25 protein-coding genes are annotated in these 25,072 nt (G+C 67.6%); 11 read left to right on the forward strand and 14 right to left on the reverse strand.

The window, feature by feature from the left end; translation table 11 throughout:
- Positions 1 to 56: 56 nt before the first annotated feature.
- Positions 57 to 1,595 carry a diguanylate cyclase gene (locus tag O0J15_RS16050; RefSeq protein ID WP_308305938.1) on the reverse strand — a complete coding sequence of 513 codons (1,539 nt, stop codon included), beginning with the start codon at positions 1,593 to 1,595 and terminating at the stop codon, positions 57 to 59.
- 107 nt (positions 1,596 to 1,702) lie between these two features.
- On the opposite strand from O0J15_RS16050, the gene O0J15_RS16055 reads away from it, so the two are divergent.
- From O0J15_RS16055 to O0J15_RS16065, 3 genes are all read left to right on the forward strand, one after another.
- A complete protein-coding gene (locus O0J15_RS16055; RefSeq protein ID WP_134735162.1) occupies positions 1,703 to 2,338 on the forward strand; it encodes an NAD-dependent dehydratase in 636 nt (211 codons plus the stop codon).
- A complete protein-coding gene (locus O0J15_RS16060) occupies positions 2,338 to 3,045 on the forward strand; it encodes a YafY family protein (RefSeq protein ID WP_308305939.1) in 708 nt (235 codons plus the stop codon). The genes O0J15_RS16055 and O0J15_RS16060 overlap by 1 nt, the downstream gene beginning before the upstream one ends.
- Before the next feature lie 189 nt (positions 3,046 to 3,234).
- Positions 3,235 to 3,621, forward strand: coding sequence for a VOC family protein (locus tag O0J15_RS16065; protein ID WP_155030235.1), 387 nt, complete (start codon positions 3,235 to 3,237; stop codon positions 3,619 to 3,621).
- A 135-nt stretch (positions 3,622 to 3,756) separates the two neighbouring features.
- Here the strand turns inward: O0J15_RS16065 and O0J15_RS16070 are convergent, their stop codons facing one another.
- Genes O0J15_RS16070 through pdhA form a run of 4 tightly spaced genes read right to left on the reverse strand, consistent with a single transcriptional unit; the run spans position 3,757 to position 7,642 of the window.
- Positions 3,757 to 5,148, reverse strand: a complete 1,392-nt coding sequence (locus tag O0J15_RS16070; protein WP_308305940.1) for a dihydrolipoamide acetyltransferase family protein — start codon at positions 5,146 to 5,148, stop codon at positions 3,757 to 3,759.
- Positions 5,145 to 5,498, reverse strand: a complete 354-nt coding sequence (locus O0J15_RS16075; protein WP_005411349.1) for an SH3 domain-containing protein — start codon at positions 5,496 to 5,498, stop codon at positions 5,145 to 5,147. The genes O0J15_RS16070 and O0J15_RS16075 overlap by 4 nt, the downstream gene beginning before the upstream one ends.
- Position 5,499: 1 nt before the next feature.
- Positions 5,500 to 6,567 (reverse strand): alpha-ketoacid dehydrogenase subunit beta, encoded by a 1,068-nt coding sequence (locus O0J15_RS16080; protein WP_005414714.1) that lies wholly within the window; start codon positions 6,565 to 6,567, stop codon positions 5,500 to 5,502.
- A complete protein-coding gene (pdhA, locus tag O0J15_RS16085; protein WP_049401686.1) occupies positions 6,560 to 7,642 on the reverse strand; it encodes a pyruvate dehydrogenase (acetyl-transferring) E1 component subunit alpha in 1,083 nt (360 codons plus the stop codon). The genes O0J15_RS16080 and pdhA overlap by 8 nt, the downstream gene beginning before the upstream one ends.
- A gap of 335 nt (positions 7,643 to 7,977) precedes the next feature.
- Between pdhA and O0J15_RS16090 the strand changes: the two genes are divergently transcribed.
- The 4 genes from O0J15_RS16090 to O0J15_RS16105 all read left to right on the forward strand — a co-directional run bounded on the left by O0J15_RS16090 (position 7,978) and on the right by O0J15_RS16105 (position 12,535).
- Positions 7,978 to 8,853: a tryptophan 2,3-dioxygenase gene (locus tag O0J15_RS16090; protein ID WP_010482684.1), complete on the forward strand. Its 876-nt coding sequence runs from the start codon at positions 7,978 to 7,980 to the stop codon at positions 8,851 to 8,853.
- A 180-nt stretch (positions 8,854 to 9,033) separates the two neighbouring features.
- Positions 9,034 to 10,533: a peptide MFS transporter gene (locus O0J15_RS16095; RefSeq protein WP_005419890.1), complete on the forward strand. Its 1,500-nt coding sequence runs from the start codon at positions 9,034 to 9,036 to the stop codon at positions 10,531 to 10,533.
- Between the two features lie 19 nt (positions 10,534 to 10,552).
- Positions 10,553 to 11,158: a thioredoxin family protein gene (locus O0J15_RS16100; RefSeq protein ID WP_019661528.1), complete on the forward strand. Its 606-nt coding sequence runs from the start codon at positions 10,553 to 10,555 to the stop codon at positions 11,156 to 11,158.
- Between the two features lie 237 nt (positions 11,159 to 11,395).
- Positions 11,396 to 12,535 carry a hypothetical protein gene (locus O0J15_RS16105; protein WP_308305941.1) on the forward strand — a complete coding sequence of 380 codons (1,140 nt, stop codon included), beginning with the start codon at positions 11,396 to 11,398 and terminating at the stop codon, positions 12,533 to 12,535.
- Positions 12,536 to 12,616: 81 nt separating this feature from the next.
- Here O0J15_RS16105 and O0J15_RS16110 read toward each other — a convergent pair whose 3' ends face one another.
- Positions 12,617 to 13,108: a MarR family winged helix-turn-helix transcriptional regulator gene (locus O0J15_RS16110; RefSeq protein WP_026347199.1), complete on the reverse strand. Its 492-nt coding sequence runs from the start codon at positions 13,106 to 13,108 to the stop codon at positions 12,617 to 12,619.
- A gap of 129 nt (positions 13,109 to 13,237) precedes the next feature.
- Between O0J15_RS16110 and hppD the strand changes: the two genes are divergently transcribed.
- Both hppD and hmgA read left to right on the forward strand, forming a co-directional pair.
- On the forward strand, positions 13,238 to 14,350 hold the full coding sequence (hppD, locus tag O0J15_RS16115) for a 4-hydroxyphenylpyruvate dioxygenase (protein WP_021202657.1): 1,113 nt from the start codon (positions 13,238 to 13,240) through the stop codon (positions 14,348 to 14,350).
- A gap of 85 nt (positions 14,351 to 14,435) precedes the next feature.
- Complete coding sequence (gene hmgA, locus O0J15_RS16120; RefSeq protein ID WP_164144963.1) at positions 14,436 to 15,743, forward strand: homogentisate 1,2-dioxygenase; 1,308 nt, start codon at positions 14,436 to 14,438, stop codon at positions 15,741 to 15,743.
- A gap of 48 nt (positions 15,744 to 15,791) precedes the next feature.
- Here hmgA and O0J15_RS16125 read toward each other — a convergent pair whose 3' ends face one another.
- Positions 15,792 to 16,331, reverse strand: a complete 540-nt coding sequence (locus O0J15_RS16125) for a hypothetical protein (protein ID WP_308305942.1) — start codon at positions 16,329 to 16,331, stop codon at positions 15,792 to 15,794.
- Between the two features lie 125 nt (positions 16,332 to 16,456).
- On the opposite strand from O0J15_RS16125, the gene O0J15_RS16130 reads away from it, so the two are divergent.
- Together O0J15_RS16130 and O0J15_RS16135 are read left to right on the forward strand one after the other, a co-directional pair.
- Positions 16,457 to 17,149, forward strand: a complete 693-nt coding sequence (locus O0J15_RS16130; RefSeq protein WP_308305943.1) for a hypothetical protein — start codon at positions 16,457 to 16,459, stop codon at positions 17,147 to 17,149.
- A 73-nt stretch (positions 17,150 to 17,222) separates the two neighbouring features.
- The gene (locus O0J15_RS16135) at positions 17,223 to 18,188 is read left to right on the forward strand and encodes a sodium:calcium antiporter (RefSeq protein ID WP_134735171.1); all 966 of its coding nucleotides are present in this window, start codon (positions 17,223 to 17,225) and stop codon (positions 18,186 to 18,188) included.
- An 83-nt stretch (positions 18,189 to 18,271) separates the two neighbouring features.
- Here the strand turns inward: O0J15_RS16135 and O0J15_RS16140 are convergent, their stop codons facing one another.
- From O0J15_RS16140 to O0J15_RS16170, 7 genes are all read right to left on the reverse strand, one after another.
- A complete protein-coding gene (locus tag O0J15_RS16140) occupies positions 18,272 to 18,661 on the reverse strand; it encodes a Na+/H+ antiporter subunit G (RefSeq protein WP_019661520.1) in 390 nt (129 codons plus the stop codon).
- On the reverse strand, positions 18,658 to 18,942 hold the full coding sequence (locus O0J15_RS16145; RefSeq protein WP_005411334.1) for a K+/H+ antiporter subunit F: 285 nt from the start codon (positions 18,940 to 18,942) through the stop codon (positions 18,658 to 18,660). Before O0J15_RS16145 ends, O0J15_RS16140 begins: the two co-directional genes overlap by 4 nt.
- On the reverse strand, positions 18,939 to 19,445 hold the full coding sequence (locus O0J15_RS16150; RefSeq protein WP_164144962.1) for a Na+/H+ antiporter subunit E: 507 nt from the start codon (positions 19,443 to 19,445) through the stop codon (positions 18,939 to 18,941). Before O0J15_RS16150 ends, O0J15_RS16145 begins: the two co-directional genes overlap by 4 nt.
- Positions 19,442 to 20,977: a monovalent cation/H+ antiporter subunit D gene (locus tag O0J15_RS16155; RefSeq protein WP_308305944.1), complete on the reverse strand. Its 1,536-nt coding sequence runs from the start codon at positions 20,975 to 20,977 to the stop codon at positions 19,442 to 19,444. The genes O0J15_RS16150 and O0J15_RS16155 overlap by 4 nt, the downstream gene beginning before the upstream one ends.
- Positions 20,974 to 21,366, reverse strand: a complete 393-nt coding sequence (locus O0J15_RS16160; protein WP_005419863.1) for a Na+/H+ antiporter subunit C — start codon at positions 21,364 to 21,366, stop codon at positions 20,974 to 20,976. The genes O0J15_RS16155 and O0J15_RS16160 overlap by 4 nt, the downstream gene beginning before the upstream one ends.
- Positions 21,366 to 24,194 carry a monovalent cation/H+ antiporter subunit A gene (locus O0J15_RS16165; RefSeq protein ID WP_171952554.1) on the reverse strand — a complete coding sequence of 943 codons (2,829 nt, stop codon included), beginning with the start codon at positions 24,192 to 24,194 and terminating at the stop codon, positions 21,366 to 21,368. The genes O0J15_RS16160 and O0J15_RS16165 overlap by 1 nt, the downstream gene beginning before the upstream one ends.
- 332 nt (positions 24,195 to 24,526) lie before the next feature.
- Positions 24,527 to 25,012: a DUF962 domain-containing protein gene (locus O0J15_RS16170; protein WP_164144959.1), complete on the reverse strand. Its 486-nt coding sequence runs from the start codon at positions 25,010 to 25,012 to the stop codon at positions 24,527 to 24,529.
- Between the last annotated feature and the right edge of the window lie 60 nt (positions 25,013 to 25,072).

Consider the following 25,072-nt stretch of genomic DNA (forward strand, 5'->3'; position numbering starts at 1 on the left):
GCTGCGCCGCCGCCCGAGCATGGGCTCGGGCGCTACAGCGTCTGCACGCTGGATCATCAGCCCGCCTGCACCCGGTTCTTGCCTTGCCGCTTGGCCGCATACAGCGCGTCATCGGCGCGGCGCAGCAGGGTCTCGGTATCGTCACCGGGTTGCCATTGCGCCAGCCCGGCGCTGAAATGCACCGGCACGCGCCGGTCCTGCACGGTCAGCACGCGATGGGCCAGCGAACGCTGCAGGCGCTGCACGGTGGCCATGCTGTCGGCGCCCTGGGTTTCCGGCAGCACGAGCACGAACTCGTCGCCGCCCAGCCGTGCGATGCCGTCGGTGGCGCGCAGCAGCAGCTTGCACACGGCCACCAGGTGCTGCAGCAACGCATCGCCACCGGCATGCCCATGCGCGTCGTTGGTCTGGTGGAAATCATCCAGGTCGATCACGGCCACGCCCAGGGGTGAGTTGTTGCGTGCGGCGCGGGCCAGTTCACGCTGCAGCAGTTCGTCCAGGCCACGGCGGTTCAGCGCCTGGGTCAGTGGATCGATGCGTGCCAGGTCACCAGCGGCGCGCAGTTCCTGCTCCAGCTCGGCAATGCGCTGCTCTGCGCGCTCCACTTCCTGCCGCGCATTGGCCAGGTGATCGCGGGCCTGTGCGGCCTGCTGCTGCACTTTGCCTGTATCGCGCATCACCTCCTGCAGCAGCTGGTTGAGATCGGCGATGCTGCGCGCCTCGCGCAGCTGCAACGCGTAGCTGCCGATGCGGTCGTGGTATTCGCCGGTGCTGGTGGCCATGCCATCCATGCGCTCGATGAACTCGCCCATCAACCCGCGCATCGCCGCCTTCGAATCGTCGATGCCCTGGCGCAGCAGCCCCTGCTTGTAGATCACTTCGCGCAGTTCGGCCCGGGTGCGCTCAACCGCTTCCGCTTCCAACGGACCGTCCAGCAACTGGCGTACCGCCGCGATCTGGCCCTGCAGCCAGCTGCGGTCATCCAGCAGCTCGCTGACGTTCTCCAGCAGCAGCGCGAACAGCTCCAGCAGCAGCGCCTGCTGCTCCTGCCAGCTTTCGGCACGCACGCCGACCTGGTGGCCAAGTTCGCGCACGCCCTGTTCGATTGGTTCCAAGGCCGTGCCCGGCTGCCATTGGCGCAGGCGCAGGGCCAGCGCCTGCGCTTGCTCGCGCAGGTCCGGGTCGTGCTGCAGCAGGGCCACCACCGCACCGCCCAGCAGCAGCCGCAGCTGCTCGGACAGGCGCAGGCTTTCCGGCTGCCCGTCCGGCGAATGCTGCTCGATGGTGCGGATGTACTTGTCGATCAGCTGCCGCATCGCGCGCCCATAGCGCGGCCAATCGGCGCTGGCCTGTGCCGACTGCAGGCGGTCGCCCATGTCGCCCAGTTCGCCCGGCAGGGTGGCCATGCCGTTGGCGAACGCCGCCAGCAGCGGTTCCGGCGCGTCGGCGCCTGCGAACAGCTGCTGCAGGGCCACGCCACCGCCGCCCTGCAGCACCACGCGGTCACCCAGCCGATCGTCCACCACCGCGCGCACGCGTGCCGGCGGTCCAAGGGCGGTACCGGGGGCAGGGCGGTGGTCGGGCTGGTCCGTCATGGAGCGAATCCTGGGGGGCTGGCAGGGACTGGTTCCAGCATATCGGCGCGGCCGCCGAGGGCTTGAACGGCTAGGATGGGCGACAGGATGCCGCAGTGGAGGTGGTGATGCGCGTGATGTTGCTGGGGGCGACCGGCCTGGTCGGCGGGCTGACCCTGCGCAGGCTGCTGGACGACCCGCGCTGCAGCGCCGTGGTTGCCCCGACCCGCCGCCCGCTGGCGTTGACTCACGGAAAGCTGGAGAACCCGGTACTGGCATTCGACGCGTTGCCTACTTCGCCCGAATGGGCGCGCGTGGACGCGATCATCTGCGCGCTGGGCAGCACCATGGCCCAGGCCGGCAGCCGCGAGGCCTTCCATCGCATCGATCATGACTACCCGCTGGCGTTCGCACGCCTGGCAAAAGCACAGGGGGCGCAGACCTATGTGCTGAATTCCGCAGCCGGCGCCAACCCACAGTCGTCGATCTTCTACAGCCGGGTGAAGGGCGAGCTGGAGCGTGATCTGCGTGCGCTGGGCTTCAATTCGTTGACCCTGGTCCGCCCAGGACTGATCGGTGGCGAGCGCAACGAGGTTCGCCGCGGCGAACGCCTGGCACTGACGGTGCTGGGTGCACTGGGGCCGGTGTTGCCACGGGCATGGCGGATCAACCCGGCCAGCGAAATTGCCAGGGCGCTGGTCGAGGCTGCGCTGGCCCCGCAGCCGGGCGAGCACGTGGTGGCGTCGAGCACGCTGGTCGGCTGATGTCGCGAGCGCTGCGCCTGACCCAGCTGCTGCAGCTGCTGCGCCGTCATCGACGGCCGGTGGCCGGGCAGGCGCTGGCCGAAGCGCTGGGCATCAGCCTGCGCACGCTATACCGCGATATCGAGACCCTGCGCGAGCAGGGCGCCGACCTGCGTGGCGAGGCCGGCGTCGGCTACCAGCTGGCACCCAGCGATACCCTGCCGCCGATGACCCTGCCACCGGCCGAGATCGACGCGCTGGTGCTGGGACTGCGTTGGGTCGCGGCCCGCACCGAGCCGGCGCTGGCCGAGGCTGCACGTGACGCCCTGGCGCGCATCGCGCACGTATTGCCCGTGGCGCGCCGCGAGGCCCTGCGTGACAGCGGCCTGCGCGTTGGCCCATCGCGTGCTGCGGCCAAGGTGCCGGCTGCACGCCTGCAGGCCGTGCGCGAAGCCGTGGGATCGCAGCAGCGCCTGAAGTTCGCTTACGAGGATGCGCACGGCCAGCGCAGCGTGCGCGTCGTCTGGCCGTTCGCGCTGGGCTACTTCGATGAGGTGCCGATGCTGGCGGCGTGGTGCGAGCACCGCGAGGATTTCCGCCACTTCCGGCTGGATCGCATCCGCCAGGTGCGTGTGCTGGAGGACCGCTACCTCGTGCCGCGCGCCACCCTGCTGCGGCGCTGGCAGAAGGCGCAGGGCATCGCGCCGGACTGGTTGGATCGCTCATAACCACAGCAACAGCGGGGAGCGGGGGGTAGAGTCGACTGTTAGTCGACTATCGCGCGCAGCGCGGGGATTCAAGCGCGTTGAAGGAAGAGCAGTCGACTAACAGTCGACTCTACCGACAGACGAATCTGCTGACAGAATCTGTCAGCAGGCCCGTACCACCATGAACGCTCCCAACAACGGAGCTTCCCCATGTTCACGCCCAGCACCCTGCTGCAGTACGTGCGCGACGTCGCCACCAGCGCCACTTTCTACAGCGGCATCCTCGGCAAGCCGCCGGTCGAGCAGTCGCCCGGCTTCGCCCTGTTCCTGCTCGGCGATGGCGCTGCACTGGGCCTGTGGCAGCGCGACGGCGTGCAGCCGCCGGTGTCCGCGCAGGCCGGCGCCGCCGAACTGGCGATGGTGGTGGCCAACCCGGAGGCTGTGCAGCAGATGCACGATGCGTGGCGCGCTCTTGGTGTGGAGATCCTGCAGGCGCCGTTGACACTGGAATTCGGCCATACATTTGTCGGGGCAGATCCTGATGGCCACCGCCTGCGGGTCTACAGCCGTGCCGAGGGCTTGGTCGCGCGCGATTGATCGCCCGCATTGTGTAGATCCCCGCCATGCGTGGATGGAGCGCGACGGAGCAGGCACAAAAAAACGCCGGGCAATGCCCGGCGTTTTTCCAAGTCATGTGCCAACCAAGGTTGGCACCCACCGATCAGATGCCGATCAGCTGGCCAGCGCCAGGTCGTCCATCATCGCGCGCAGGAAGCGGGCGGCTTCACCACCCGTAGCCGCGCGGTGGTCGAAGGTGACCGACAGCGGGATCACCTTGTGCGCTTCCACGCCGCCCATCACCGGGGTCATCTGGTGGCGGGCACGGCCGGCACCGACGATGGCCACGCACGGCGGCACCACGACCGGGGTTGCGTAACGACCGGCGAACATGCCGAAGTTGGACAGCGAGATGGTGTAGCCGCTCAGTTCCGAGGCAGCGATCGAACGCGATTCCACCTGCTCGCGCAGGCGGTTGACGCCCTCGCGGATGCCGCGTGCGTCGAGCATGTCGGCATTGCGCAGGGCCGGCACGAACAGGCCGTCGTCGGTGTCCACGGCGATGCCGATGTCCACCTGCGCGTGCAGGGTGCGGGTCAGCGCTTCGCCGTCGAACCAGGCGTTCATCGCCGGCACCTTCTGCGCGGCGACCACGATCGAACGCACCAGGCGCGCGGTAACGTCGTTGCCCGGCAGCCAGGCGTGGATGTCGGCGTCGTCGTTCAGCGTGGTCGGCACGACCTTGCTGTGCGCGTCGGCCATCACGCGGGCCATGTTGCGGCGCACGCCCTTCAGCGGTTCCGGCTGGCCCTTGGCGACCACGCCCGGCGGCTGGGTGCGCATCGGCTTGCCGGCGGCAGACAGCGGGGTGCGCGCTTCGCTCTGCACCGGGGCAGACACCTGCGCCGGGGCCGGCGCGGCATACGCGGCGGCAGCGACCGGTGCCGGAGCGGCGCCGAGCTTGGCGGTGCCGTTGGCGGCGGCCTGCTTGACGTCGGCCATGGTGACCGCGCCATCGGTGCCGGTAGCGGCCACGCGGCTCAGGTCCACGCCCAGCTTGCGCGCCATCGCACGCACGGCCGGCACGGCCTTGACGCCACCGACGGCCAGCGCCTGTTCGGCATGCACAGCATTGGAGCTCTGCATGGCGCCGACCACGGTACCGGCGTCATCGCGCTCGGCTGCGGCGGGCTTGGCTTGTTCCGCGGCGACCGGCGCAACCGGCAGCGGCGGCGGGGTCGGTGCGGCAGCCGGCGCGGCCGGTGCGGCGTGGCCATGGCTGTGGCCGGTGTCCTGGCCATCGGCGCGCTGCGGCAGGTTCGGGTCCAGTTCGAAGCTGGCCAGCACCGAGCCGGTCGGGATGATGTCGCCGGCGCCGCCGGACAGCTTCAGCACCTTGCCGGAGAACGGCGAGGGCACTTCCACCACGGCCTTGGCGGTCTCCATCGACACCAGCGGCTCGTCCAGCTTGATCACATCGCCTTCCTTGACGAACCACTCGACGATGGTCGCGTCCGGCAGGCCTTCGCCCAGGTCGGGCAGGTTGAAGTTCTTGGTCTGGCTCATTTGCAGTTCTCTTCCAGCAGTTCCAGTTCGCGGGCCGGCAGCCAGCCCGTCGCGCCATTGGCGCGCTCGGACCACCACCACCCACCGTGTTCGTGATGAAGCTTCACCATCTCGCCGCTTTCCACATCCAGCTCGCGGGCGTCGTAGTCGCACAGCGCTTCGGCGCGACCCTCGTCCAGCAGCTGCAACCAGGCGATGGGCGCCCAGCCAGCGCGCCCATCGTTGGTGCGTACCCAAGCAAACGCCGGCCATTCCTCGTCACGCACACCTACTTCGACGATCTGGCCGGTGTGGAACCGGAGCGGGTTGGGATACTGGCTGCGGTAAGCCCCCAGAAGGCGGGCCCGCATGTCAGCCGGCCGCCACCGCGCGCTTGGCCGCAGCCACGATCCGCTCAACGCTCGGCAGGTACTTCATTTCCAAGCGGAACAGCGGAATGTGGGTGTCGTAGCCAGTAACGCGCTCGACCGGGGCCAGCAGGTCGTAGATCGATTCCTCGGCCAGGCGCGCGGCGATCTCGGCGCCGAAGCCCGCGGTTTTCGGGGCCTCCTGCACGATCACGCAGCGGCCAGTCTTGGCCACCGATTCGGCGATGGTGGCGAAGTCCAGCGGACGCAGCGTGGCCACGTCGATGACTTCGGCACTGATGCCTTCGCCGGCCAGCTTGTCGGCCGCTTCCAGCGCTTCCTTCACCTGCGCACCCCAGGTCACCAGGGTCACGTCGGTGCCGTCGCGCAGCACGAAGCAGACGTCCAGCGGCAAGGCTTCGCCGTCGTTGACGACCACTTCCTTGTACTGGCGGTAGATGCGCTTGGGCTCCATGTAGATCACCGGATCCGGCTCGCGGATCGCGGCCAGCAGGAGGCCGTACGCACGCTGCGGCGACGACGGCAGCACCACGCGCAGGCCCGGCACGTTGGTGAAGATCGCCTCGTTGGCTTCGCTGTGGTGTTCCGGCGCGCGGATGCCACCGCCCCACGGCACGCGCAGCACCATCGGGCAGTGCAGGCGGCCACGGGTACGGTAACGCAGGCGTGCGGCGTGGCAGACGATATGGTCGACCATCGGGTACATGAAGCCATCGAACTGGGCTTCTGCCACCGGCTTCATGCCCTGCGCGGCAAGACCAATCGTCAGGCCGGCGATGGTGGTTTCATCCAGCGGGGTGTCGAGGATGCGGTCCGAGCCGAAGCGCTGCTGCAGACCGGCAGTGGCACGGAACACGCCGCCGTTGACGCCCACGTCTTCGCCCAGCACCAGCACCGACGGGTCGTGTTCCAGCTCCCAGGCCAGCGCCTGGGTGATGGCTTCGATGAGGGTGATCGGGGTGGTGGTCATGCTCTCTTCTCCGCGCGCGACCGCAGCGCTGTCGGCGGCGTTGGTGTGCGCGCCGGGCGCGCCGTTCTTGATCTCATCCATGGCGCTTCTCCAGGGCGATCGCCTGGGCACGCTGGGCCAGCAGGTCCGGCGGCGGATCGGCATACAGGAAGTCGAACATCGCCTCGACCGGCTGCACCGGCGTGTTGAGGTACAGGTTCACTTCCTCGTCCACGCGCGTGCCGCACTCGGCAACCCAGGCGGTTTCCTCTTCTTCGCTCCACACACCGGCGTTGATCAGGTACTTGCGCAGGCGCAGCATCGGCTCGCGCTGCCAGGCATCCTTCACCTCGGCGTCGTCGCGGTAGCGGCGCGCGTCATCGGCGGTGGTGTGGTCGGACAGGCGGTAGGTCATCAGTTCCAGCACGGTGCCACCGTCGCCGGCCAGCGCACGCTCGCGTGCCTGCTCCATCGCCGCCAGCACGGCGATCAGGTCGTTGCCGTCCACCTGCAGGCAGTGCAGGCCGCCGGCCAAGCCCTTCTGCGCCAGCGTTTCGGCACCGGTCTGGGCCGAGCGCGGGACCGAGATGGCCCAGCCGTTGTTGACGATGCACAGGATCAGCGGCAGCTTGTAGGCGCCGGCCGAATTCAGTGCCGCGTAGAAGTCGGTCTTGGAGCTGCCACCGTCGCCGCACACCGCCACCGCGATCTGCGGTTCCTTGTTGAGCTTGAACTTCAGCGCGGCACCGGCGGCATGCAGGCACTGGGTGGAGATCGGCACGCAGAACGGGAAGTCCTTGGCCGCGTTGCCGCCGTAATCGTTGCCGCGTTCGTCGCCGCCCCAGTACATCAGCACGTCGTGCGGGCGCACGCCACGCATGAACATCGCGCCATACTCGCGGTACGAAGGCGCGAACACGTCGTCCTTCTGCATCGCCGCGCCGATACCCACGTGCGCGGCTTCATGGCCCAGGCAGGCGGCATAGGTGCCCAGCTTGCCGGTGCGCTGCAGCGCGATGGATTTGCTGTCGAACGTGCGTACGAACAGCATCTGCTTGAACAGCGGTACCAGGACCTTGGGGTCGCGCAGCGACGCGGGCAGGTCGTCACGGACGAGCGTGCCGTCCGTGTCCAGGTACTGCAGGTATTCGATCTTGAATTCAGCGGCAACCGTCATTGCGTACTGCACCTTCGACAGAGAAGTTACAAATGATATGAATCGCCATGTTAAGGAACGCGTACGGAATAGCCTTCCTGCGCCGCAACACGGGGATTCCCCGTTTTACCCCTGCCGGCGGGTGGGGGGCCAATAACAACAACGTATTCAGTCGTTGCTGCAAAGCATCAGAATACGCCTCTGGCTGACCGCCAGTACAACGGCCTGGACGGTTCCACGCGCAGGCCCGGGATCGGCCGATGCTCCACGGCCAACCGCACGCTCCGGTATGGACCCGGCGGCTGCCAGCGCGGCGGCAACGCGCTACCCTTGCCGCCCCCGATCTGGTCCCGCCCATGTCCGTCGACAACAACCAACGCGATCTCGAAGCCGGCATCCACACCGACCTGCAGGGACGCCTCACCTACGGCGGCTACCTGCGGCTGGACCAGTTGCTCAGCGCGCAGCAGCCGCTGTCCAGCCCGCCGCACCATGACGAGATGCTCTTCATCATCCAGCACCAGACCTCGGAGCTGTGGCTGAAGCTGCTGGGCCATGAGCTGCGTGCCGCAATCGGCTTCCTGCAGCGCGATGAAGTCTGGCAGTGCCGCAAGGTGCTGGCGCGCAGCAAGCAGGTGCTGCGCCAGCTGACCGAGCAGTGGTCGGTGCTGGAAACGCTGACCCCGTCCGAGTACATGGGCTTCCGCGACGTGCTGGGCCCGTCGTCGGGCTTCCAGTCGCTGCAGTACCGCTACATCGAGTTCCTGCTGGGCAACAAGAACGCGCAGATGCTGCAGGTGTTCGAGCATGACCCGGCCGGGCAGGCGCAGCTGCGCACCGTGCTGGAGGCGCCGAGCCTGTACGAGGAGTTCCTGAAGTACCTGGCCCGCTTCGGCCATGCCGTGCCGGCGGTCTACGAGGCCCACGACTGGACCCAGCCGCACGTGGCTGACGACGCATTGCAGCCGGTCTTCGAACGCATCTACCAGGACACCGACCGCTACTGGCGCGAGTACGCGCTGTGCGAGGACCTGGTGGACCTGGAGACCGCCTTCCAGCTGTGGCGCTTCCGCCACATGCGCACGGTGATGCGGGTGATCGGCTTCAAGCGCGGCACCGGTGGCTCGTCCGGCGTGGGCTTCCTGGCCAAGGCACTGGAGCTGACCTTCTTCCCCGAGCTGTTCCAGGTGCGCACCAGCCTGCAGGCCGCGCCCCCGACAGCGCTGGGTTGATCCCCATTCAGCTTGGATCCCAGCCGGCGGCTGGATGTTTCAGATGCAAGTTCAGGGAGCAGGCTGCCACCTGCCTCAAACGGCGTGTATTTGACGTGAACGCCAGAAGTCGGTGATCCTCGCGCGTTGCTTCAACTGCACAGCGGACGTGCTCGTCATCCACCGAACCAGGAAATCCGCATGAGCGTAAACGCCACTGCGAACACCCCAGAGCCGGCGCTGCCGGACTTCAAGACCACGCTGGGCCACCCGCGCCCGTTGTGGATGCTGTTCATGACCGAGTTCTGGGAACGCTTTGCGTTCTACGGCATCCGCTGGGCCTTGGTGCTCTACATCGTTGCCCAGTTCTACAACGGCAGCGCTGCCGGTGAAGGCGACGCCAGCCGCATCTATGGCGCCTACCTGGCCCTGGTGTACGCCGCGGCGATCTTCGGTGGCTACGTGGCCGACCGGGTACTGGGCTACCAGCGCTCGATTCTGACCGGCGCGATCATCATGGCCGCCGGCCTGTTCATGATCTCGCTGCCGCAGGAGCACATCTTCAAGCTCGGCCTGGCCACGATCATCGTCGGCAACGGCCTGTTCAAGCCCAACATCTCGACCATGGTCGGCAAGCTGTACGGGCTGAAGGACGAGCGCCGCGATTCGGGCTTCACCATCTTCTACATGGGCATCAACATCGGCGCGATGATCGCCCCGGTGCTGACCGAGTACCTGGCCCGCAAGGTGTTCGGTACCGATGCGATGCCGTCCTACAAGGTCGTGTTCATCGCCTCGGGCGTAGGCATGCTGATCTCGCTGGTGTGGTTCTACATCGGTCGTGCCGGCCTGAAGGGCATCGGCGCACCGCCGGCCGGCGCTGAAGGTTTCGGCCGCATCATCATGGTGCTGGCCGGTGCCGTGGTTGCCATCCCGGTCGCGTACTTCCTGCTGGCCACCGGCGCCACCGCGCTGGCCTGGATCCTGGGTGCGATGTTCACCGCGCTGGCCGTACTGCTGCTGGTCGAGGGCATCCGCGAAGGCAAGGTGCAGCGCGACCGCGTGATCGCCATGCTGATCATCTTCGCCTTCAACGTGATGTTCTGGATGTTCTTCGAGCAGGCCGGCAGCTCGTTCACCTTCCTGGCCGAGAACATCGTCAACCGCCAGTTCGGCAGCTGGACCTTCCCGACCGCGTGGTTCCAGTCGGTCAACTCGGTGGCGATCATCACCCTTGCCCCGGTGATCGCCTGGATCTGGGTCGCCATGGGCCGCGCCAATCCGTCCATCCCGCGCAAGTTCGGCCTGGGCCTGCTGTTCAACGGCGCCGCCTTCGCGCTGCTGATGTTCGCCCTGTCGCAGATGGTGGTGGACGGCAAGATCCCGTTCTGGACCCTGTTCATGGTCTACGTCATCCAGTCGGTGGGTGAGCTGTGCCTGTCGCCGATCGGCCTGTCGATGGTGACCAAGCTGGCCCCGGTGCGCCTGGTCGGCTTCGGCATGGGCGGCTGGTTCCTGTCCACCGGCATCGGCAACAACCTGTCGGGCATCTTCGCTGGCGTGGTCAGTGGTGAAGGCGGCATGACGGTCGAGTCGGCCCTGAAGGGGTATACCTTCGGGTTCTGGGCCCTGATCGGCTCCGGCGTGGTGCTGTTCCTGATCGCCCCGCTGATCAACAAGCTGATGCACGGCGTCAAATGATGATGAGAGGGTAGAAGGCATGCGTAGCAAGCTCGGTACTGCGGTAGTGGTGGTCTGTGCGGCGCTGATCGGCGCCTGTTCCCAACCGCAACCACCTGCGACCGCCGAGCCCACGCAGCCCCTGGATACCCGACCCACCGAGCCACCGGTCGCTGACCCCAGCGAACCGGTGGCCTCGGGCAACACCCCGGTGGCGGCGGACATCGCCGCCATCGCCGGGCTCGGTGCGCAGTTCGACCCGGCCCGCAACCCCGCCGATGACCTGGCCACCGCCAAGGTGGAAGCCCAGCGGGGCAAGAAGCGCATCCTGCTGGAGATCGGCAACGCCGCCTGTGAGCGCTGCCGGGCGCTGGACGATGTGGTGGAAGGCAACGGCGACCTGCGTCGCTTCCGCGATGCCCACTACGTGTGGGTGAAGGTCAACGCCAGCGACGAGCAGCCCAACACCGCGTTCCTTGCCCAGTTCCCGGTGATGGAACGCGACTATCCGCATCTGCTGGTGCTGGACGCCGATGGTGGCCTGCTGGTGTCGCAGGCGACCGCTGAGCTGCGCAGGGGCGAGGCGTTCCAGCCTGCGCGGGTGAGCGCGTTCCTCAAGCAGTGGGCACCCGACAAACCGGAATAGGGGAGTGCCGGCCGCTGGCCGGCAGGTGACCGCCAACCCCGGCGGATGCCGACCGCTGACCGCCATCCCCGGTGGGTGCCGACCGTTGGTCGGCACAGAAGTGCATCCACGCATGGCGTGGATCTACTGTGGTTGCGGTCACATTCCCGGAATCGGCATCTCAATATCGCAACGCGCTCGCCGTTACCGGCAAGGACCTCAGTCGACGCCCCGTCGATGCAACCTTCCGGAACGCCCATGCACAACGACCACGCCGAACGATTGCCCGGACCCGCCAGTGAGCTGGCCGAGGGTGGAGCAGGCGAGGGCGTGACCCTGCCGCCGCAGGAGGCGCTGCTGGATGACGCCGGTACCGGCGAGTCCACCGTCGACCTGGCACCGCCGCGCCATCGCCTGCCGCAGATCGCGCTGCCCGATAACGTGGTGCTGAAGGGTGCGGTGCAGAAACTGGTCGAGCAGAAATCGCGGCTCGATGCACTGGCCGCCGATGGCCAGCTGGCCGGGCTGCTGCCACCGGAGTGGCAGAGCCATGGCGTGCGCGCGATTGAACTGTCCACCTTCATCCAGGGCGTGCTGCCGTTCCTGCAACCCGGCGAACGTGGCGAAACCGCGCCGGCGCGCCTGCCGGTGCGCCATGTGCTGGGTGACGACAGCCGCTGGGGCCTGGACGATGTCGCCGAACCGAAATCGCTGGCCTGGTACCTGGCTAGCGACGAACGCGCCACCGCCGGCAGCAAGGACGTGGCCGAGGCCTATCTGGTGGGTGCACTCGGCCTGGCGTGGATGCAGGAGGGGCGTAGCCGCCCCGGTTTCCTGCGCGCGATGGGCCAGGACAGCCTGGCGGCACGGGTGACCATGCTCGGCTACCCGCCGGCCAACGAACTGGCGCTGTACAGCGTCACCGCGCACGGCCAGTCGCAGATCTGGTGCGTGCATGGTCGCCGTCGCATGCGCCCGCTGGTGGCGCCGTGGCTGAGCGTGCCGCTGCTGACCGCGTATGGCGTGCCGGCGCCGGTCGCGTGGCCGTCCAGTTTCCCGCCTGTGGAGGCCGTGGCCGAGCTGTTGGCAACCGCACGACAGGGGCGCGCGCTGCCGGAAGTGGATCTGGGCAAGGCCGTGGCGAAGATCGCCGAAGAGGCCGCATCCGAAGCCTGGCAACCGGTCAGCCTGCTGCAGCTCAACACCTGGTCACCGCGTTGGCATTTCTTCCTGGGCACCTTCGTCGGCCTGCCGTCGCTGCTGCTGGTGGCGGCGGCGCTGGCGCTGCCCGGTGCGGTCGAGGCGGCCACGGTTGCTGCATCACTTGGCTTCGCCGGTGGTGCCATCGCGGCGCTGGCGGTGCCGTGGATCCACGCGCGGCGCAAGCACCTGAGCTGAAAAAAGGGGACGGAGGGGATTAAGTCGTTTCAGGCACACCTGTACTCATTACGACTTAATCCCCTCCGTCCCCTTTTTCTTTCAGACGCCTTCGCCCATCCGCTCCAGGCCGTCACCGGCCAGGCGCAGGATCAGCTTTTCCAGCAGCTGTTCCTCCTCCTCGCTCAGCACCGACATCAGCTTGCGGGTGATCTCGATCACCATCGGCGCGATGGTCTCGTACACCTCGAAACCGGCCGCGGACAGCGCCAGCACCGAGCGGCGGCGGTCATCGCCGTGGGTCTCGCGCTTGATGAAGCCGCGCTCCAGCAGGCGGGCCACGGCGCGGCTGACCGCCACCTTGTCCATCGCCGTGCGGTCGGAGACCTCGCTGGCCGAGGAGCCCGGGTACAGCGCCAGGATGGTGATGACCCGCCACTCGGGAATCGCCAGACCGTAACGATCACCGTATAGCTTGGCGATGTTGCCGCTGACCCGGTTGGACAGCACGCTCAGCCGGTACGGCAGGAACTGTTCCAGGTCGAGCAGGACGTGCGAGGCACGCAGGCGGGTCGAGGCGGGATCGGGGCTCATGTTGCGGTGCACCTTGCTGGTGGTTTCAAGTGTAACTATAAGGGGTGGGTCCAGACCCTGCATTCTCGCCGGGTCCCTACCTGCCCGCACCTGGTTTGTACCGATGCGGTACCGATTCGGAGCCACGCCATGAATACCGCAGTCCCGACCGCCTCGCACCCCAACCCCGGCATGCAGGTCACCACCTTCGAGAACCCGATGGGCATCGACGGCTTCGAGTTCGTCGAATTCGCCGCCCCTGCCGGCCGTGGCCAGGAGCTGCACGAGTACTTCCGGAAGATGGGCTTCAGCGCGGTGCTCAAGCACAAGCAGCGTCCGATTACCGTCTATCGCCAGGGCGACGTCAACTTCCTGGTCAATGAAGACCCCGATTCGTTCGCCGCCGACTTCGCCGAGAAGCACGGTCCGTGCGCGTGCGGCTTCGCCATCCGCTTCAAGAAGCCGGGCCAGGAGGTCTACCAGACCGCGCTGGGCAACGGTGCCGAAGCCATCGCCTTCAAGGCGGACAGCAAGGCGGTCAGCGCCCCGGTCATCAAGGGCATCGGCGATTGCATGCTGTACCTGGTCGACCGCTACGGCGCGGCCGGCAGCATCTACGACGGCGACTATGAGCCGATCGCCGGCGCCGACCTGCACCCGGTCGGCTTCGGCCTGACCTTCATCGACCACCTGACCCACAACCTGTACTTCGGCAACATGCAGCAGTGGTCGGACTACTACGAGCGCCTGTTCAACTTCCGCGAGATCCGCTACTTCGACATCAAGGGCCTGAAGACCGGCCTGGTGTCCAAGGCGATGACCGCACCGGACGGCATCGTGCGCATCCCGCTGAACGAGTCGTCCGACCCGAAGAGCCAGATCAACGAGTACCTGGACGCGTACAAGGGCGAGGGCATCCAGCACATCGCCTGCTTCACCGAGAACATCTACGAGACCGTCGAAGCGATGCGCGCGCAGGGCGTGGACTTCCTGGATACGCCGGAGACCTACTTCGAGGTGATCGACCAGCGCGTGCCGAACCACGGTGAAGACGTGCCGCGCCTGGCCAAGAACAAGATCCTGATCGATGCCGATCCGGAAACCCACCAGCGCAAGCTGCTGCAGATCTTCACCCAGAACTGCATCGGCCCGATCTTCTTCGAGATCATCCAGCGCAAGGGCAACGAAGGCTTCGGCGAAGGCAACTTCACCGCGCTGTTCGAGAGCATCGAGCGCGACCAGATCCGCCGCGGCGTGCTGTAAGGTCTGCAGGCAATGTCGGCTTCCGGTCGACATTGCCTGTCCGAATGGTAGTGCCGGCCGCTGGCCGGCAATCTCTGGAGTTCCCATGTCCCCCGCCATCACCGCCCGCGGCTACCAGTCCGGCTTCGGCAACGAATTCGCCACCGAGGCCGTCGCCGGCGCGCTGCCGGTCGGACAGAACTCACCGCAGAAGGTGGCCCACGGCCTGTACGCCGAACAGTTGACCGGCACCGCCTTCACCGCGCCGCGTGGCAGCAACCGCCGCAGCTGGCTGTACCGGATCCGCCCGGCGGTGACCCATGGCGAGTTCACTCCGTTCGCGCAGTCGCAGCTGCACTGTGATTTCGGCGCACAGCCGGCCTCGCCGAACCAGCTGCGCTGGAGTCCGCTGCCGCTGCCTGAGCTGCCGACGGACTTCGTCGAGGGCCTGTACACAATGGGTGGCAACGGCTCGCCCGATGCGCATGCCGGCGTGGGCATCCACCTGTACGCTGCCAACCGCGACATGGTCGGCCGCTACTTCTACAACGCCGACGGCGAGCTGCTGATCGTGCCGCAGCTGGGCGCGCTGCGCCTGCTGACCGAGCTGGGCGTGATCGAGATCGAGCCGCAGCAGATCGCGGTGATCCCGCGCGGCGTGCGCTTCCGCGTTGAACTGCCCGATGGCCCGAGCCGTGGCTACATCTGCGAGAACTACGGTGCGCTGCTGAAGCTGCCCGACCTCGGCCCGATCGGATCCAACGGCCTGGCCAATCCGCGCGACTTCGAAACCCCGCATGCGGCGTTCGAGGATGTGGATGGCGACTTCGAACTGATCGCCAAGTTCGAAGGCCGCCTGTGGCGTGCACCGATCGACCATTCACCGCTGGACGTGGTGGCCTGGCACGGCAATTACGCGCCGTACCGCTACGACCTGCGTCGCTTCAACACCATCGGTTCGATCAGCTACGACCACCCGGATCCGTCGATCTTCCTGGTGCTGCATTCGCCCAGCGACACCCCGGGCACCAGCAACATGGACTTCGCGATCTTCCCGCCGCGCTGGCTGGTGGCGCAGAACACCTTCCGTCCGCCGTGGTTCCACCGCAACATCGCCAGCGAGTTCATGGGCCTGGTGCATGGCGCCTACGATGCCAAGGCCGAAGGCTTCGTGCCGGGCGGCGCGTCGCTGCACAACTGCATGAGCGGCCACGGCCCGGATGCACCGACCTTCGACAAGGCGTCCAATGCCGACCTTTCCAAGGCCGATGTCATCAAGGACACGATGGCCTTCATGTTCGAGACCCGCGCGGTGATCCACCCGACCGCACAGGCACTGGCCGCCGGCCACCGCCAGGGCGACTACCAGCACTGCTGGAACGGCCTGCGCAACAATTTCCGGTCGTCCCGCTAGCGTGGTGGGTGCCGACCGTTGGTCGGCACGATGCGCCGGAACCTGCGCTTACGCCACCTCGGCGAAGGCGTCGCAATGCTCCAGCGGCAACGCCTCCAGCAGGCGCTGGCGCACGCGCTGGCAATAGCCATCCGAAGTCAGCGCGGGCAGCAGCTGCATCGCCGACTGCAGCCGCTGCAGCACCTCATCCTCCGCACGCGCCCGCTGCAGATCGCGGAACAGCGCCGCTGCCTGCGGATGCCGCTGCATTTCAAGGATACCCAGCAGGTAGATGCGCGCTGCCACCAGCGAACGGCGACGTTCGACCGGCGTGGCGCTGGCGTTCGTTGGCACCTTCACCAGCGCCGCATTGACCGGTTCGGCAGCGGCGTGAGGGGGGGCCGCCGCCGTTGCCGTGCCGGTCGCCAGATAGCCCGCCTGCACCAGCTGGATGACCATCGCCGGCGCATCCTGTCCAAGCAGACCGGTCAGGTCGGCGACGGTACGCTGGCCGTCGCACAGGATCAGCAGCCGGCGTTGGCGCATGTCCAGCGGCGCGCGGTGGGCCTGCAGCGCGGTTCGGGCGAGATCGGTCTTGCGCGGTTGCATGGAAGGGACGGCCAGATCGGTGCTCGCCGAGCCTGAACGAGGGCGATGAAACCGCGATGACAATGCAGCGCCTGCACACCGGATGGGTTAGCGTGCAGCCATCTTCGTGCCAGGGAACCGCACCGATGAAGCACCTCCCGATTGCTGGTCTGTTGCTCCTTTCGCTCGCCGCCTGCAGTGCGGGCCCCGACAAGCAGGGGGCGGCCGGTAGCGGCAGCGACACCCCGGCGGAAACCGCCTCGGCGACCGGGCCTGCGCAGTCGGCCGATCCTGATCTGGCAACCCGCCCCGCCAACGACCTTCGCGAGGACAGTCCCGCGCGCCTGGATGGCTTCGGCGGCGCCGCGCTGGGCGCCGGCATCGCCGAGGTCCGCAGTGGCTTCGGCACGCCGCTGCAGGGTCTGGGCACCGATGCGGCCGGCAAGCCGCTGCAGGGTCTGGGCACCGATGCGGCCGGCAAGCCGCTGCCGGCTGACGACAGCAACGACGGCTGCTACTTCCTGCGCCCGCAGGATGCCGAAGAGCCGCGCCTGATGATCGAAGGCCGCAAGCTGGTGCGCTACGACGTGCGCAGCGCCGCCATCACCGCACCAGGCGGCGGCAAGGTCGGCATGACCCTGGGTGAGCTGCAGGTGCTGTACCCGGAGCGGGCCGATGTCGGCCCTGACAAGTACGACGAGAAGGCCCAGCACCTGCGCGTGCGCCCGGCGCAGGAGGGTGGTGCGGTGATCGACTTCGCGCTCGGCGCTGATGGTCGGGTCAGTGCCTGGCGCGTCGGACAGACCCCGCAGGTCGATTATGCGGAAGGCTGTGGCTGATCCTTGATCCACGGCCCAGCCGCGCGTACTGGCCAAGCGTAGAATCGCGCCACGACCGCTGGGGGAGTGCTCGATGATCGCCATTGCCATTGCCTGGTTCCTGCTCGGCCTGCTGCTGCTGGCGCTGGGCGGGGACTCCATCGTCAAGGCCGTGTCCGGCCTGGCCCAGCGTTTCGGGGCCAGCCCATTCACTGCCGGGCTGCTGCTGCTCGGGGTGGCCACCTCGTTGCCGGAGCTGGCAGTCAACGCGCGCGCGCTGGCGGTGGGCCAGCCAGAACTGGCGCTGGGCAATGCGGTCGGCAGCAGCATCACCAACCTGGGCCTGACCCTGGCCGTGGCGGCCATGGCTGCGCCCCTGCTGCTGCGCGCGCGCCTGCAGACGGTGCTGTGGTGGTCGCTGCTGGCGGCGGGTGTGCTGCTGATCCTGTTCGGGCTTGATGGCGGCCTGGCACGTTGGGAGGGCGGCATACTGCTGGCCGGCTTCATCGTGGTGCAGGTGCTGCTGCTGCGCCGTGGTCGCAGCGAGAGCGCGGAGGTGCAGGTGGCCATCGCCGAGTCCGCACTGAGCCGCACCAGCCTGCCGTTGAACGTGCTGCGCGTGCTGATTGCCGCGTTGGCGCTGTACTGGGGCGCGCGCCTGGTGGTGGGCGCCGCCGCCGACTTTGGCGTCGCCCTGGGTTGGACGCCGCTGCTGGTCGGCCTGCTGCCGGTGGCGATCGGTACCGCACTGCCGGAGGTGGCCACCGCCATCGCCGCCGCGCGTCGCGGGCATGGCGACATGGTGCTGGGCCACGTGCTGGGTTCCAGCGTGGTCAACCTGCTCCTGGTGATCGGTGCGATGGCCGTGCTGCAGCCGCTGGCGCTGCCGGCCTCGTTCGTACGCCTGGAACTGCCGGCGCTGCTGGCGTTCGCGCTGGTGCTGTACCCGATGCTGCGTGGCGACCTGAAGATCAGCCGCGGCGAAGGTGTGATCCTGCTGGTCGCGTTTGTCGGCTGGTTCCTGCTGGAACTGCTGCTGGTCGGCGCACCGGCGCTGTAGAGCCGAGCCCATGCTCGGCTGCTGTTCGTGCCGACCAGCGGTCGGCACCTACCGGGCGTCACATTGCCGGCCAGCGGCCGGTTCTACCGGTTCTGCGTGATTTCTTCTTCCCGCACCGGTTCCGGCGGTGGCAGCTGCTCCTCGGCGGCACGTTCGTTGCCCGGCAGGGTGGGGCGGGTCTCCATCAGCAGCGACAGCGCGGCCTTGGCCATCATGTGCGCGCTGATCGGTGCGGTGATGAACAGGAACACGGTGATCAGCAGCTCGCGCGGCTGCGGGTCCTGGCCGAGGAAGATGTGGTAGCAGACCGAGCACACCAGCACGCAGCCCACGCCCAGCGTGCTGGCCTTGGTCGGCGCGTGCAGGCGCTTGAAGAAGGTCGACAGCTTCACCAGGCCCAGTGCGCCCACCAGGATGAAGAAGCAGCCGAACAGCAGCAGGATCGACAGGCCGATCTGGATGGCAGTGATCATTCGACGATGTCCCGGCGCAGCACGAACTTGCTCAGCACCACGGTGCTGCCGAAGCCGAGCATGGCGATGATCAACGCCGCCTCGAAGTAGATCGGTGAATTGAGGTACATGCCGAACAGCATCAGCTCGGCGATCGCGGTCACCGACAGGGTGTCCAGTGCGAGGATGCGGTCGGGCACGGTCGGCCCGCGCAGCAGGCGCCAGGTGGCCAGCAGCATGGCCAGGCCGACCACGTGCATGCACACCACCAGGGTGGTCTGGATGACTTCAAAACCGGTCATGGGAAGATCTCCATCAACGGCGCCTCGTAACGGCGCTTGATCGTATCGATCAGGTCCTGTGGATCCTCCAGGTGCAGCACATGCACCAGCAGGAACTTGCGGTCGTCGCTGAGCGCGGCCGAGACCGTGCCCGGGGTCAGGGTGATCATGCTGGTCAGCGCGGCGATGCCGTGGATGTTGGCGATGTCCAGCGGCAGCCAGATGAAGCCCGGGTGGATGTTCTTTTCCGGGCCCAGCACCTGCAGGGCGACGCGGATGTTGGACATCAGGATGTCCCACAGGGTCACGCACACCAGTCTGGGCAGCGGCCGCAGGGTGCCGATGCGCGCGAACTCGCGGTCCAGGCGCGCGGCGAACAGCGGCACCACCACGCCCAGCACCAGCCCCAGCACGATCTGGCCGAGGGTGAAGCTGTCGGACATCAGCAGCCAGAACGCCACCACCATGATGCTGAGCATCGGCGAGGGAATCAGGCGACGGAACAGGGAGCGCTGGGCAGTCATGGCTGGCGGATCTCCGGCGTGGTCGCGCGCAGCTGCTGCACGTACTCGCTGGGATGCAGCAGCTGTGCGGCGGTGGCGTCGGTGTAGCGCATCAACGGTGCAGCGGCCAGGGTCATGCCGATGCCGTAGGCCAGCAGCAGGCAGGCGGCGTAGAGCTCTACCCGGCGCAGGGGAGCCTTGCGCGGCTTCGGTGCTTCTGGATCGACCGGTGGCACGCGCCAGAACAGGCGGATGCCGCCGCGGGTCAGGCCCATGATCACCAGCAGGCTGCTGACCAGCACGGCGGTCCAGACCGGCCCGGTGTACTGCGCCGGCATGCCGGCCAGCAGCGCGGCCTTGGCCAGGAAGCCGGACAGTGGCGGCAGGCCGGCCACCGACACTGCCCCGATCAGGAACAGCACCGCTGGGGTTTCCTTGCCCGGCATCGGTGCCACCACTTCCTTGCGGTCGCTGGCACCGCCGCGACGACGGCGGATCAGGTCGGCGATCAGGAACAGCGCGGCGGCGACGAAGCTGCTGTGCGGCAGGTAGTACAGGCCCGCTGAGAGTACCTGCGGCGTGCCCACCGAGAAGGCGATGAACAGCGTGGCCGCCGACACGATCACCAGGTACGAGATCAGGACGCGCAGGCGGGTCGCGGCCAGTGCACCCAGGCCACCGAGCACCAGCGTCGCCACGCCGGCCCACAGCAGCCAGTCGCGGCCATAGCCGGCCATCGCGCCTGCGTCATCGCCGAACCACAGCATCTGGATGCGCAGCACCGAGTACAGGCCGACCTTGGTCATGATCGCGAACAGCGCAGCCACCGCTGCTGGCGCACGCGAATAGGCTTCCGGCAGCCACAGGTACAGCGGCATCAGCGCGGCCTTGGCGCAGAACACCAGCAGCAACAGGCCCATCGTCGCCTTCACCAGGGTCAGCTGTGCCGGCGGCACCTGCGCGATGCGCTGCGACAGCTCGGCCATGTTCAGCGACCCCAGCGTGGCGTACAGCAGGCCCAGCGCGATCAGGAACAGGGTCGAGGCGGTGACGTTGAACACCACGTAGTGCAGGCCGATGCGCATGCGCAGGCCGCGGCCACCGCTGAGCAGCAGGCCGTAGGAGGCGATCAGCATCACCTCGAAGAACACGAACAGGTTGAAGATGTCGCCGGTCAGGAACGCGCCGTTGAGGCCGACCAGCTGGAACTGGAACAGCGCATGGAAGTGCGGTGCGCGGCGGTCCCAGCCCGAGCAGGCATGCAGCAGGCAGGGAATGGCCAGCAGCAGGGTAGTCAGCAGCATCCACGCCGACAGCCGGTCGGCCACCAGCGCGATGCCCAGCCGCGACGGCCAGTCGCCCAGCAGGTAGACATTGATGTCACCGCTGGCCGTGCTGGCAAACAGCAGGCCCACCGCCAGCGCCAGCGCCGACAGCGCGGTCCACGCGACGGCGCGCTGCACCCTGGGGCCGTAGCGGCGATGTTCGACGAACAGCGACAGCGCAGCGCCCAGCAGGGGAATCAGGATCGGCAGGATCACCAGGTGGTTCATGCGCGGTCCTCGCCCTGGCGCGGCGGCACGCGCTCATCCTGCAGGTCATCGTCGGGCTCGTGGGCGTCCACATGGTCGCTGTGGTTGTCGCTGCGGCTGCGCATGGCCAGCACGATGCTCACTGCGGTCATCGCGAAGGCGATCACGATCGCGGTCAGCACCAGCGCCTGTGGCAGCGGATCGGTGTAGTTGCCGAGGTGGCTGTCCACGCCCTCCTGCAGCACCGGCGCCTTGCCCAGCACCACGCGGCCACCGGCGAAGATCAGCAGGTTGGTGGCGTAGGACAGGAAGGTCATGCCGAGAATCACATCGAAGCTGCGCGCGCGCAGCAGCAGGTAGATGCCGATGGCGGTCAGCACGCCGATCGCGGTCGCAAGGGCCAGTTCCATCAGTGCATCTCCCCGGTGCGGGCCGAACGGCGTTGCAGGTCGATCTCGCCCTTGCGGGCGGTGCGGGTACGCGAGGGCTTGATCGTGCCCATCATCGACAGCATCAGCATGGCGCCGCCGAACACCACCAGGTAGACGCCGATGTCGAAACCGATCGCACTGGCCAGCGGCACGTCGCCGATCAGCGGCAGGTGCAGATCGAGGTGGCCGCTGGTGAGGAACGGCACGCCGAACAGCATCGAGGCACTGCCGCTGAGCAGGGCGATCAGCAGGCCCATGCCGATGCAGCGGATGTAATCGAAGCCGAAGCGCGATTCCACCGATGCGGTGCCCTGGATCACGTACTGGATCAGCAGCGGCACCGCCAGCACCAGGCCGGCGATGAAGCCACCGCCCGGCGCGTTGTGGCCGCGCAGGAACAGGAAGATCGATACGGTCAGGGTCAGCGGGAACATGATCTGGGCCAGGTCGGCTGGTACCGGCAGCTTGATCGGAGGGCCGGGCATGATCTGCTCCGGTGCCATCCGCGTGCGCCGCAGCAGGGCATGCACCACCAGCGCGGCGATGCCGAACACGGTGATCTCGCCGAAGGTATCGAAGCCGCGGAAGTCGACCAGGATCACGTTGACCACGTTCTGGCCATAGGCCTCGGGCAACGCACGGGCGAGCAGTTCGCCGGCCATGGTGTTCGGCGGCAGGGTCATCGCCGAATAGGCCAGCGCACCCAGGCCGGCGCCGGCGATGATCGCGATCACCGCATCGCGGCGCTTGCGCCAGCGCGGACGTTCCGGCCCGGACTGCGCCGGCAGGTAGTTCATGCCCAGCAGCATCAGCACCAGGGTGACCATCTCCACCAGCAGCTGGGTCAGGGCCAGGTCGGGTGCGGACAGGAACACGAAGGTCAGCGCCACCATCAGGCCGACACCGCCGACCAGCAGCACCGCCAGCAGGCGCTGCTTGTAGATGCGCAGGGTGGCGACCGCACAGGCCATCATCACCAGCCAAAGCGCCCAGCCCAGCAGGGGAACCGGCTGCGGCGCGGTCCAGTTCGGCGAGGCCGGATTTGCCACGAACGGCGCGGCGGCAACTGTGATCGCCACCAGCACCAGGCCCAGCAGCATGCGCTGCAGGCTGCCGTTGGCGATGCCGTTGGTCAGGCGCATGGCCAGTGCGGACACGGCATCCAGCTGCGCATGGAACACATTGCGGCCAGTGCTGACGTTGGTCACGGCGTGCAGGTTGATCAGCTTGCGCAGGCCGAAGTACAGCGCCACGCCGCCGATCACGCCGATCGCGCTCATCGCCAGCGGCAGGTTGAAGCCGTGCCATACCGCCAGGCTGTACTCGGGCATGGCGCTGCCGAGGATCGACGCCGCAGCGGCATGCAGCACCGGTGCCACGGTCAGTGCCGGGGCGATGCCTACTGCCACGCAGATCACCACCAGCAGTTCCACCGGTACCTTCATCCAGCGCGGCGGCTCATGCGGCACGCGATCCAGGTCGTGCGGGCCGGGGCCAAAGAAGGTGTCGTGCACGAAGCGCAGGCTGTAGGCCACGCCGAACACGCCGGCCAGCAGCGCGGCGATCGACACCGCCGTGCGCATGATCCCCGGGCCGCCGGCCGTGATCGCCTCGGCAAACAGCATTTCCTTGGACAGGAAGCCGTTGAGCAGCGGGATGCCGGCCATCGCCAGCGAGGCAATGATCGCCAGCGCGCTGGTGAACGGCATCAGCCTGCGCAGGCCGCCCAGCTTGCGCATGTCGCGGGTGCCGGTCTCATGGTCGATGATGCCGGCGGCCATGAACAGCGAGGCCTTGAAGGTGGCGTGGTTGAGGATGTGGAACACACCGGCCACCACCGCCATCGGCGTGGACAGGCCGAACAGCAGGGTGATCAGGCCCAGATGGGAAATGGTCGAGTACGCCAGCAGGCCTTTCAGATCGTGCTGGAAGATCGCGTTCCAGGCGCCGATCAACAGGGTGATCGCACCGATGCCGCTGACCGTGTAGAAGAACAGGTCGCTGCCGGCCAGCGCTGGATGCAGCCGCGCCAGCAGGAACACGCCGGCCTTTACCATGGTGGCCGAGTGCAGGTACGCCGAGACCGGGGTCGGCGCCGCCATCGCGTGCGGCAGCCAGAAGTGGAACGGGAACTGCGCGCTCTTGGTGAAGATGCCGGCCAGTACCAGGAACAGGGCGTAGGGGTACAGCGCGCTGGCGCGGATCTGCTCGCCAGCGGCCAGCACCACGTCCAGGTCGAAGCTGCCGACGATGCGGCCGATCAGCAGCACGCCACCGAGCAGGGCCAGGCCACCGCCACCGGTGATCACCAGCGCCATGCGTGCGCCTTCGCGGGCGTCCTGGCGGTGCGACCAGAAGCCGATCAGCAGGAACGAACTGATGCTGGTCATTTCCCAGAAGATCATCAGCAACAGCAGGTTGCCCGACAGCACCATGCCCAGCATGGCGCCCATGAACAGCAGCAGGTAGCAGTAGAAGCGGTGCGCGTTGTCCTGCTGGCTCAGGTAGTAGCGCGCGTACAGCACCACCAGCGCGCCGATGCCCAGTACCAGCCCGGCGAACATCCACGCCAGCCCGTCCAGGCGCAGGGTGAAGTCCAGGCCGATCTGTGGCAGCCAGGGCACCAGGGTGCGAACCACCTGGCCATCGAGCACGGACGGCGTGAGCCAGCCGAGGATGGCCAGCCCGCCCAACGGCGCCAGCGCCGCCAGCCAGGCAGCAGTCGAGCGCGAACTACGGGGGAAGGCCGCAACAGCCGCTGCCATCAGGAACGGCAGGGCCAGCAGCAGGGGCAGGCTGGGGAGCATGCAGGGAATCCATGATTCACGAGCAGGTCAGGGAGGATAACAGGCTGCGAAATGTCGCTGAAACCCATCGAACAGCGATCAATTGCATGTAACGTTCGCTGATTCATTTTTTCTGCGGCGCAACATCACGTTCCTGCGGTCCCTCCCGGGTTGCTCTCGGGGGACACCCTGCGCCCACGCAGGGAGACCGCAGGCCCTGTCGCACAGGGGCTGCCGTCAACGGACGGGAAGCGGGGAGCGAGTCACCGGCGCAGGCTGGCAGGGCCACCGTGGAGTGTGGGTGATGGAATTCGCCCGTTCAGGAAACGACGGCCGCTGTCGGCCGCCCGCGATCAGTAGCGCCAGTCGAGCTTGCGATAGAACTTGGCCATCACCCAGGCCGGGCCGATCAGCAGGTAGGTCAGGTCGGTCAGGAAGCTGGGCTTGCGACCCTCGAACGTGTGGCCGATGAACTGCGCGACCCAGGCCACCACGAACACGCCCACCGCCAGCCAGCGCAGCGCATGCAGGCCGATCTCGGCCTCCAGCAGGCGGCACAGGCAGCCGAACACGAAGAACTGGATGAGCATGCCGATGCCCAGCGGGCGCGACAGTTTGTTGTAGAAGCACCAGGCGCTGAACATCGCGAACGCCGACCAGATGCCGTACTGGAACCAGGTGATCAGCGGCGGCAGGCACCACAGCAGGGCCACCACCGACCACAGGATCGCCGGGACCGCCACCACGTGGATGCGCTGGTTGATCACATTGCGGTGGTCGTCGGAGTAGCTGGCGAAATAGCGGTCGATCGGCCGCGCAAGCTCGGTGGATGTCTGCATGCTGCGTTGCTTCCTCGGACAACGGTAGTGCCGGCCGCTGGCCGGCAACCTCATGAACTC

The sequence above is a fragment of the Stenotrophomonas sp. Sm10 genome, from assembly GCF_030985515.1.
Classification (GTDB): domain Bacteria; phylum Pseudomonadota; class Gammaproteobacteria; order Xanthomonadales; family Xanthomonadaceae; genus Stenotrophomonas; species Stenotrophomonas hibiscicola.

Excerpts from the sequence above, each read along its gene's own strand:
- O0J15_RS16050 (WP_308305938.1), bottom strand. The coding sequence starts at position 1,595 with ATGACGGACCAGCCCGACCACCGCCCTGCCCCCGGTACCGCCCTTGGA.
- O0J15_RS16055 (WP_134735162.1), top strand. The coding sequence starts at position 1,703 with ATGCGCGTGATGTTGCTGGGGGCGACCGGCCTGGTCGGCGGGCTGACC.
- O0J15_RS16060 (WP_308305939.1), top strand. The coding sequence starts at position 2,338 with ATGTCGCGAGCGCTGCGCCTGACCCAGCTGCTGCAGCTGCTGCGCCGT.
- O0J15_RS16065 (WP_155030235.1), top strand. The coding sequence starts at position 3,235 with ATGTTCACGCCCAGCACCCTGCTGCAGTACGTGCGCGACGTCGCCACC.
- O0J15_RS16070 (WP_308305940.1), bottom strand. The coding sequence starts at position 5,148 with ATGAGCCAGACCAAGAACTTCAACCTGCCCGACCTGGGCGAAGGCCTG.
- O0J15_RS16075 (WP_005411349.1), bottom strand. The coding sequence starts at position 5,498 with ATGCGGGCCCGCCTTCTGGGGGCTTACCGCAGCCAGTATCCCAACCCG.
- O0J15_RS16080 (WP_005414714.1), bottom strand. The coding sequence starts at position 6,567 with ATGGATGAGATCAAGAACGGCGCGCCCGGCGCGCACACCAACGCCGCC.
- pdhA (WP_049401686.1), bottom strand. The coding sequence starts at position 7,642 with ATGACGGTTGCCGCTGAATTCAAGATCGAATACCTGCAGTACCTGGAC.
- O0J15_RS16090 (WP_010482684.1), top strand. The coding sequence starts at position 7,978 with ATGTCCGTCGACAACAACCAACGCGATCTCGAAGCCGGCATCCACACC.
- O0J15_RS16095 (WP_005419890.1), top strand. The coding sequence starts at position 9,034 with ATGAGCGTAAACGCCACTGCGAACACCCCAGAGCCGGCGCTGCCGGAC.
- O0J15_RS16100 (WP_019661528.1), top strand. The coding sequence starts at position 10,553 with ATGCGTAGCAAGCTCGGTACTGCGGTAGTGGTGGTCTGTGCGGCGCTG.
- O0J15_RS16105 (WP_308305941.1), top strand. The coding sequence starts at position 11,396 with ATGCACAACGACCACGCCGAACGATTGCCCGGACCCGCCAGTGAGCTG.
- O0J15_RS16110 (WP_026347199.1), bottom strand. The coding sequence starts at position 13,108 with ATGAGCCCCGATCCCGCCTCGACCCGCCTGCGTGCCTCGCACGTCCTG.
- hppD (WP_021202657.1), top strand. The coding sequence starts at position 13,238 with ATGAATACCGCAGTCCCGACCGCCTCGCACCCCAACCCCGGCATGCAG.
- hmgA (WP_164144963.1), top strand. The coding sequence starts at position 14,436 with ATGTCCCCCGCCATCACCGCCCGCGGCTACCAGTCCGGCTTCGGCAAC.
- O0J15_RS16125 (WP_308305942.1), bottom strand. The coding sequence starts at position 16,331 with ATGCAACCGCGCAAGACCGATCTCGCCCGAACCGCGCTGCAGGCCCAC.
- O0J15_RS16130 (WP_308305943.1), top strand. The coding sequence starts at position 16,457 with ATGAAGCACCTCCCGATTGCTGGTCTGTTGCTCCTTTCGCTCGCCGCC.
- O0J15_RS16135 (WP_134735171.1), top strand. The coding sequence starts at position 17,223 with ATGATCGCCATTGCCATTGCCTGGTTCCTGCTCGGCCTGCTGCTGCTG.
- O0J15_RS16140 (WP_019661520.1), bottom strand. The coding sequence starts at position 18,661 with ATGATCACTGCCATCCAGATCGGCCTGTCGATCCTGCTGCTGTTCGGC.
- O0J15_RS16145 (WP_005411334.1), bottom strand. The coding sequence starts at position 18,942 with ATGACCGGTTTTGAAGTCATCCAGACCACCCTGGTGGTGTGCATGCAC.
- O0J15_RS16150 (WP_164144962.1), bottom strand. The coding sequence starts at position 19,445 with ATGACTGCCCAGCGCTCCCTGTTCCGTCGCCTGATTCCCTCGCCGATG.
- O0J15_RS16155 (WP_308305944.1), bottom strand. The coding sequence starts at position 20,977 with ATGAACCACCTGGTGATCCTGCCGATCCTGATTCCCCTGCTGGGCGCT.
- O0J15_RS16160 (WP_005419863.1), bottom strand. The coding sequence starts at position 21,366 with ATGGAACTGGCCCTTGCGACCGCGATCGGCGTGCTGACCGCCATCGGC.
- O0J15_RS16165 (WP_171952554.1), bottom strand. The coding sequence starts at position 24,194 with ATGCTCCCCAGCCTGCCCCTGCTGCTGGCCCTGCCGTTCCTGATGGCA.
- O0J15_RS16170 (WP_164144959.1), bottom strand. The coding sequence starts at position 25,012 with ATGCAGACATCCACCGAGCTTGCGCGGCCGATCGACCGCTATTTCGCC.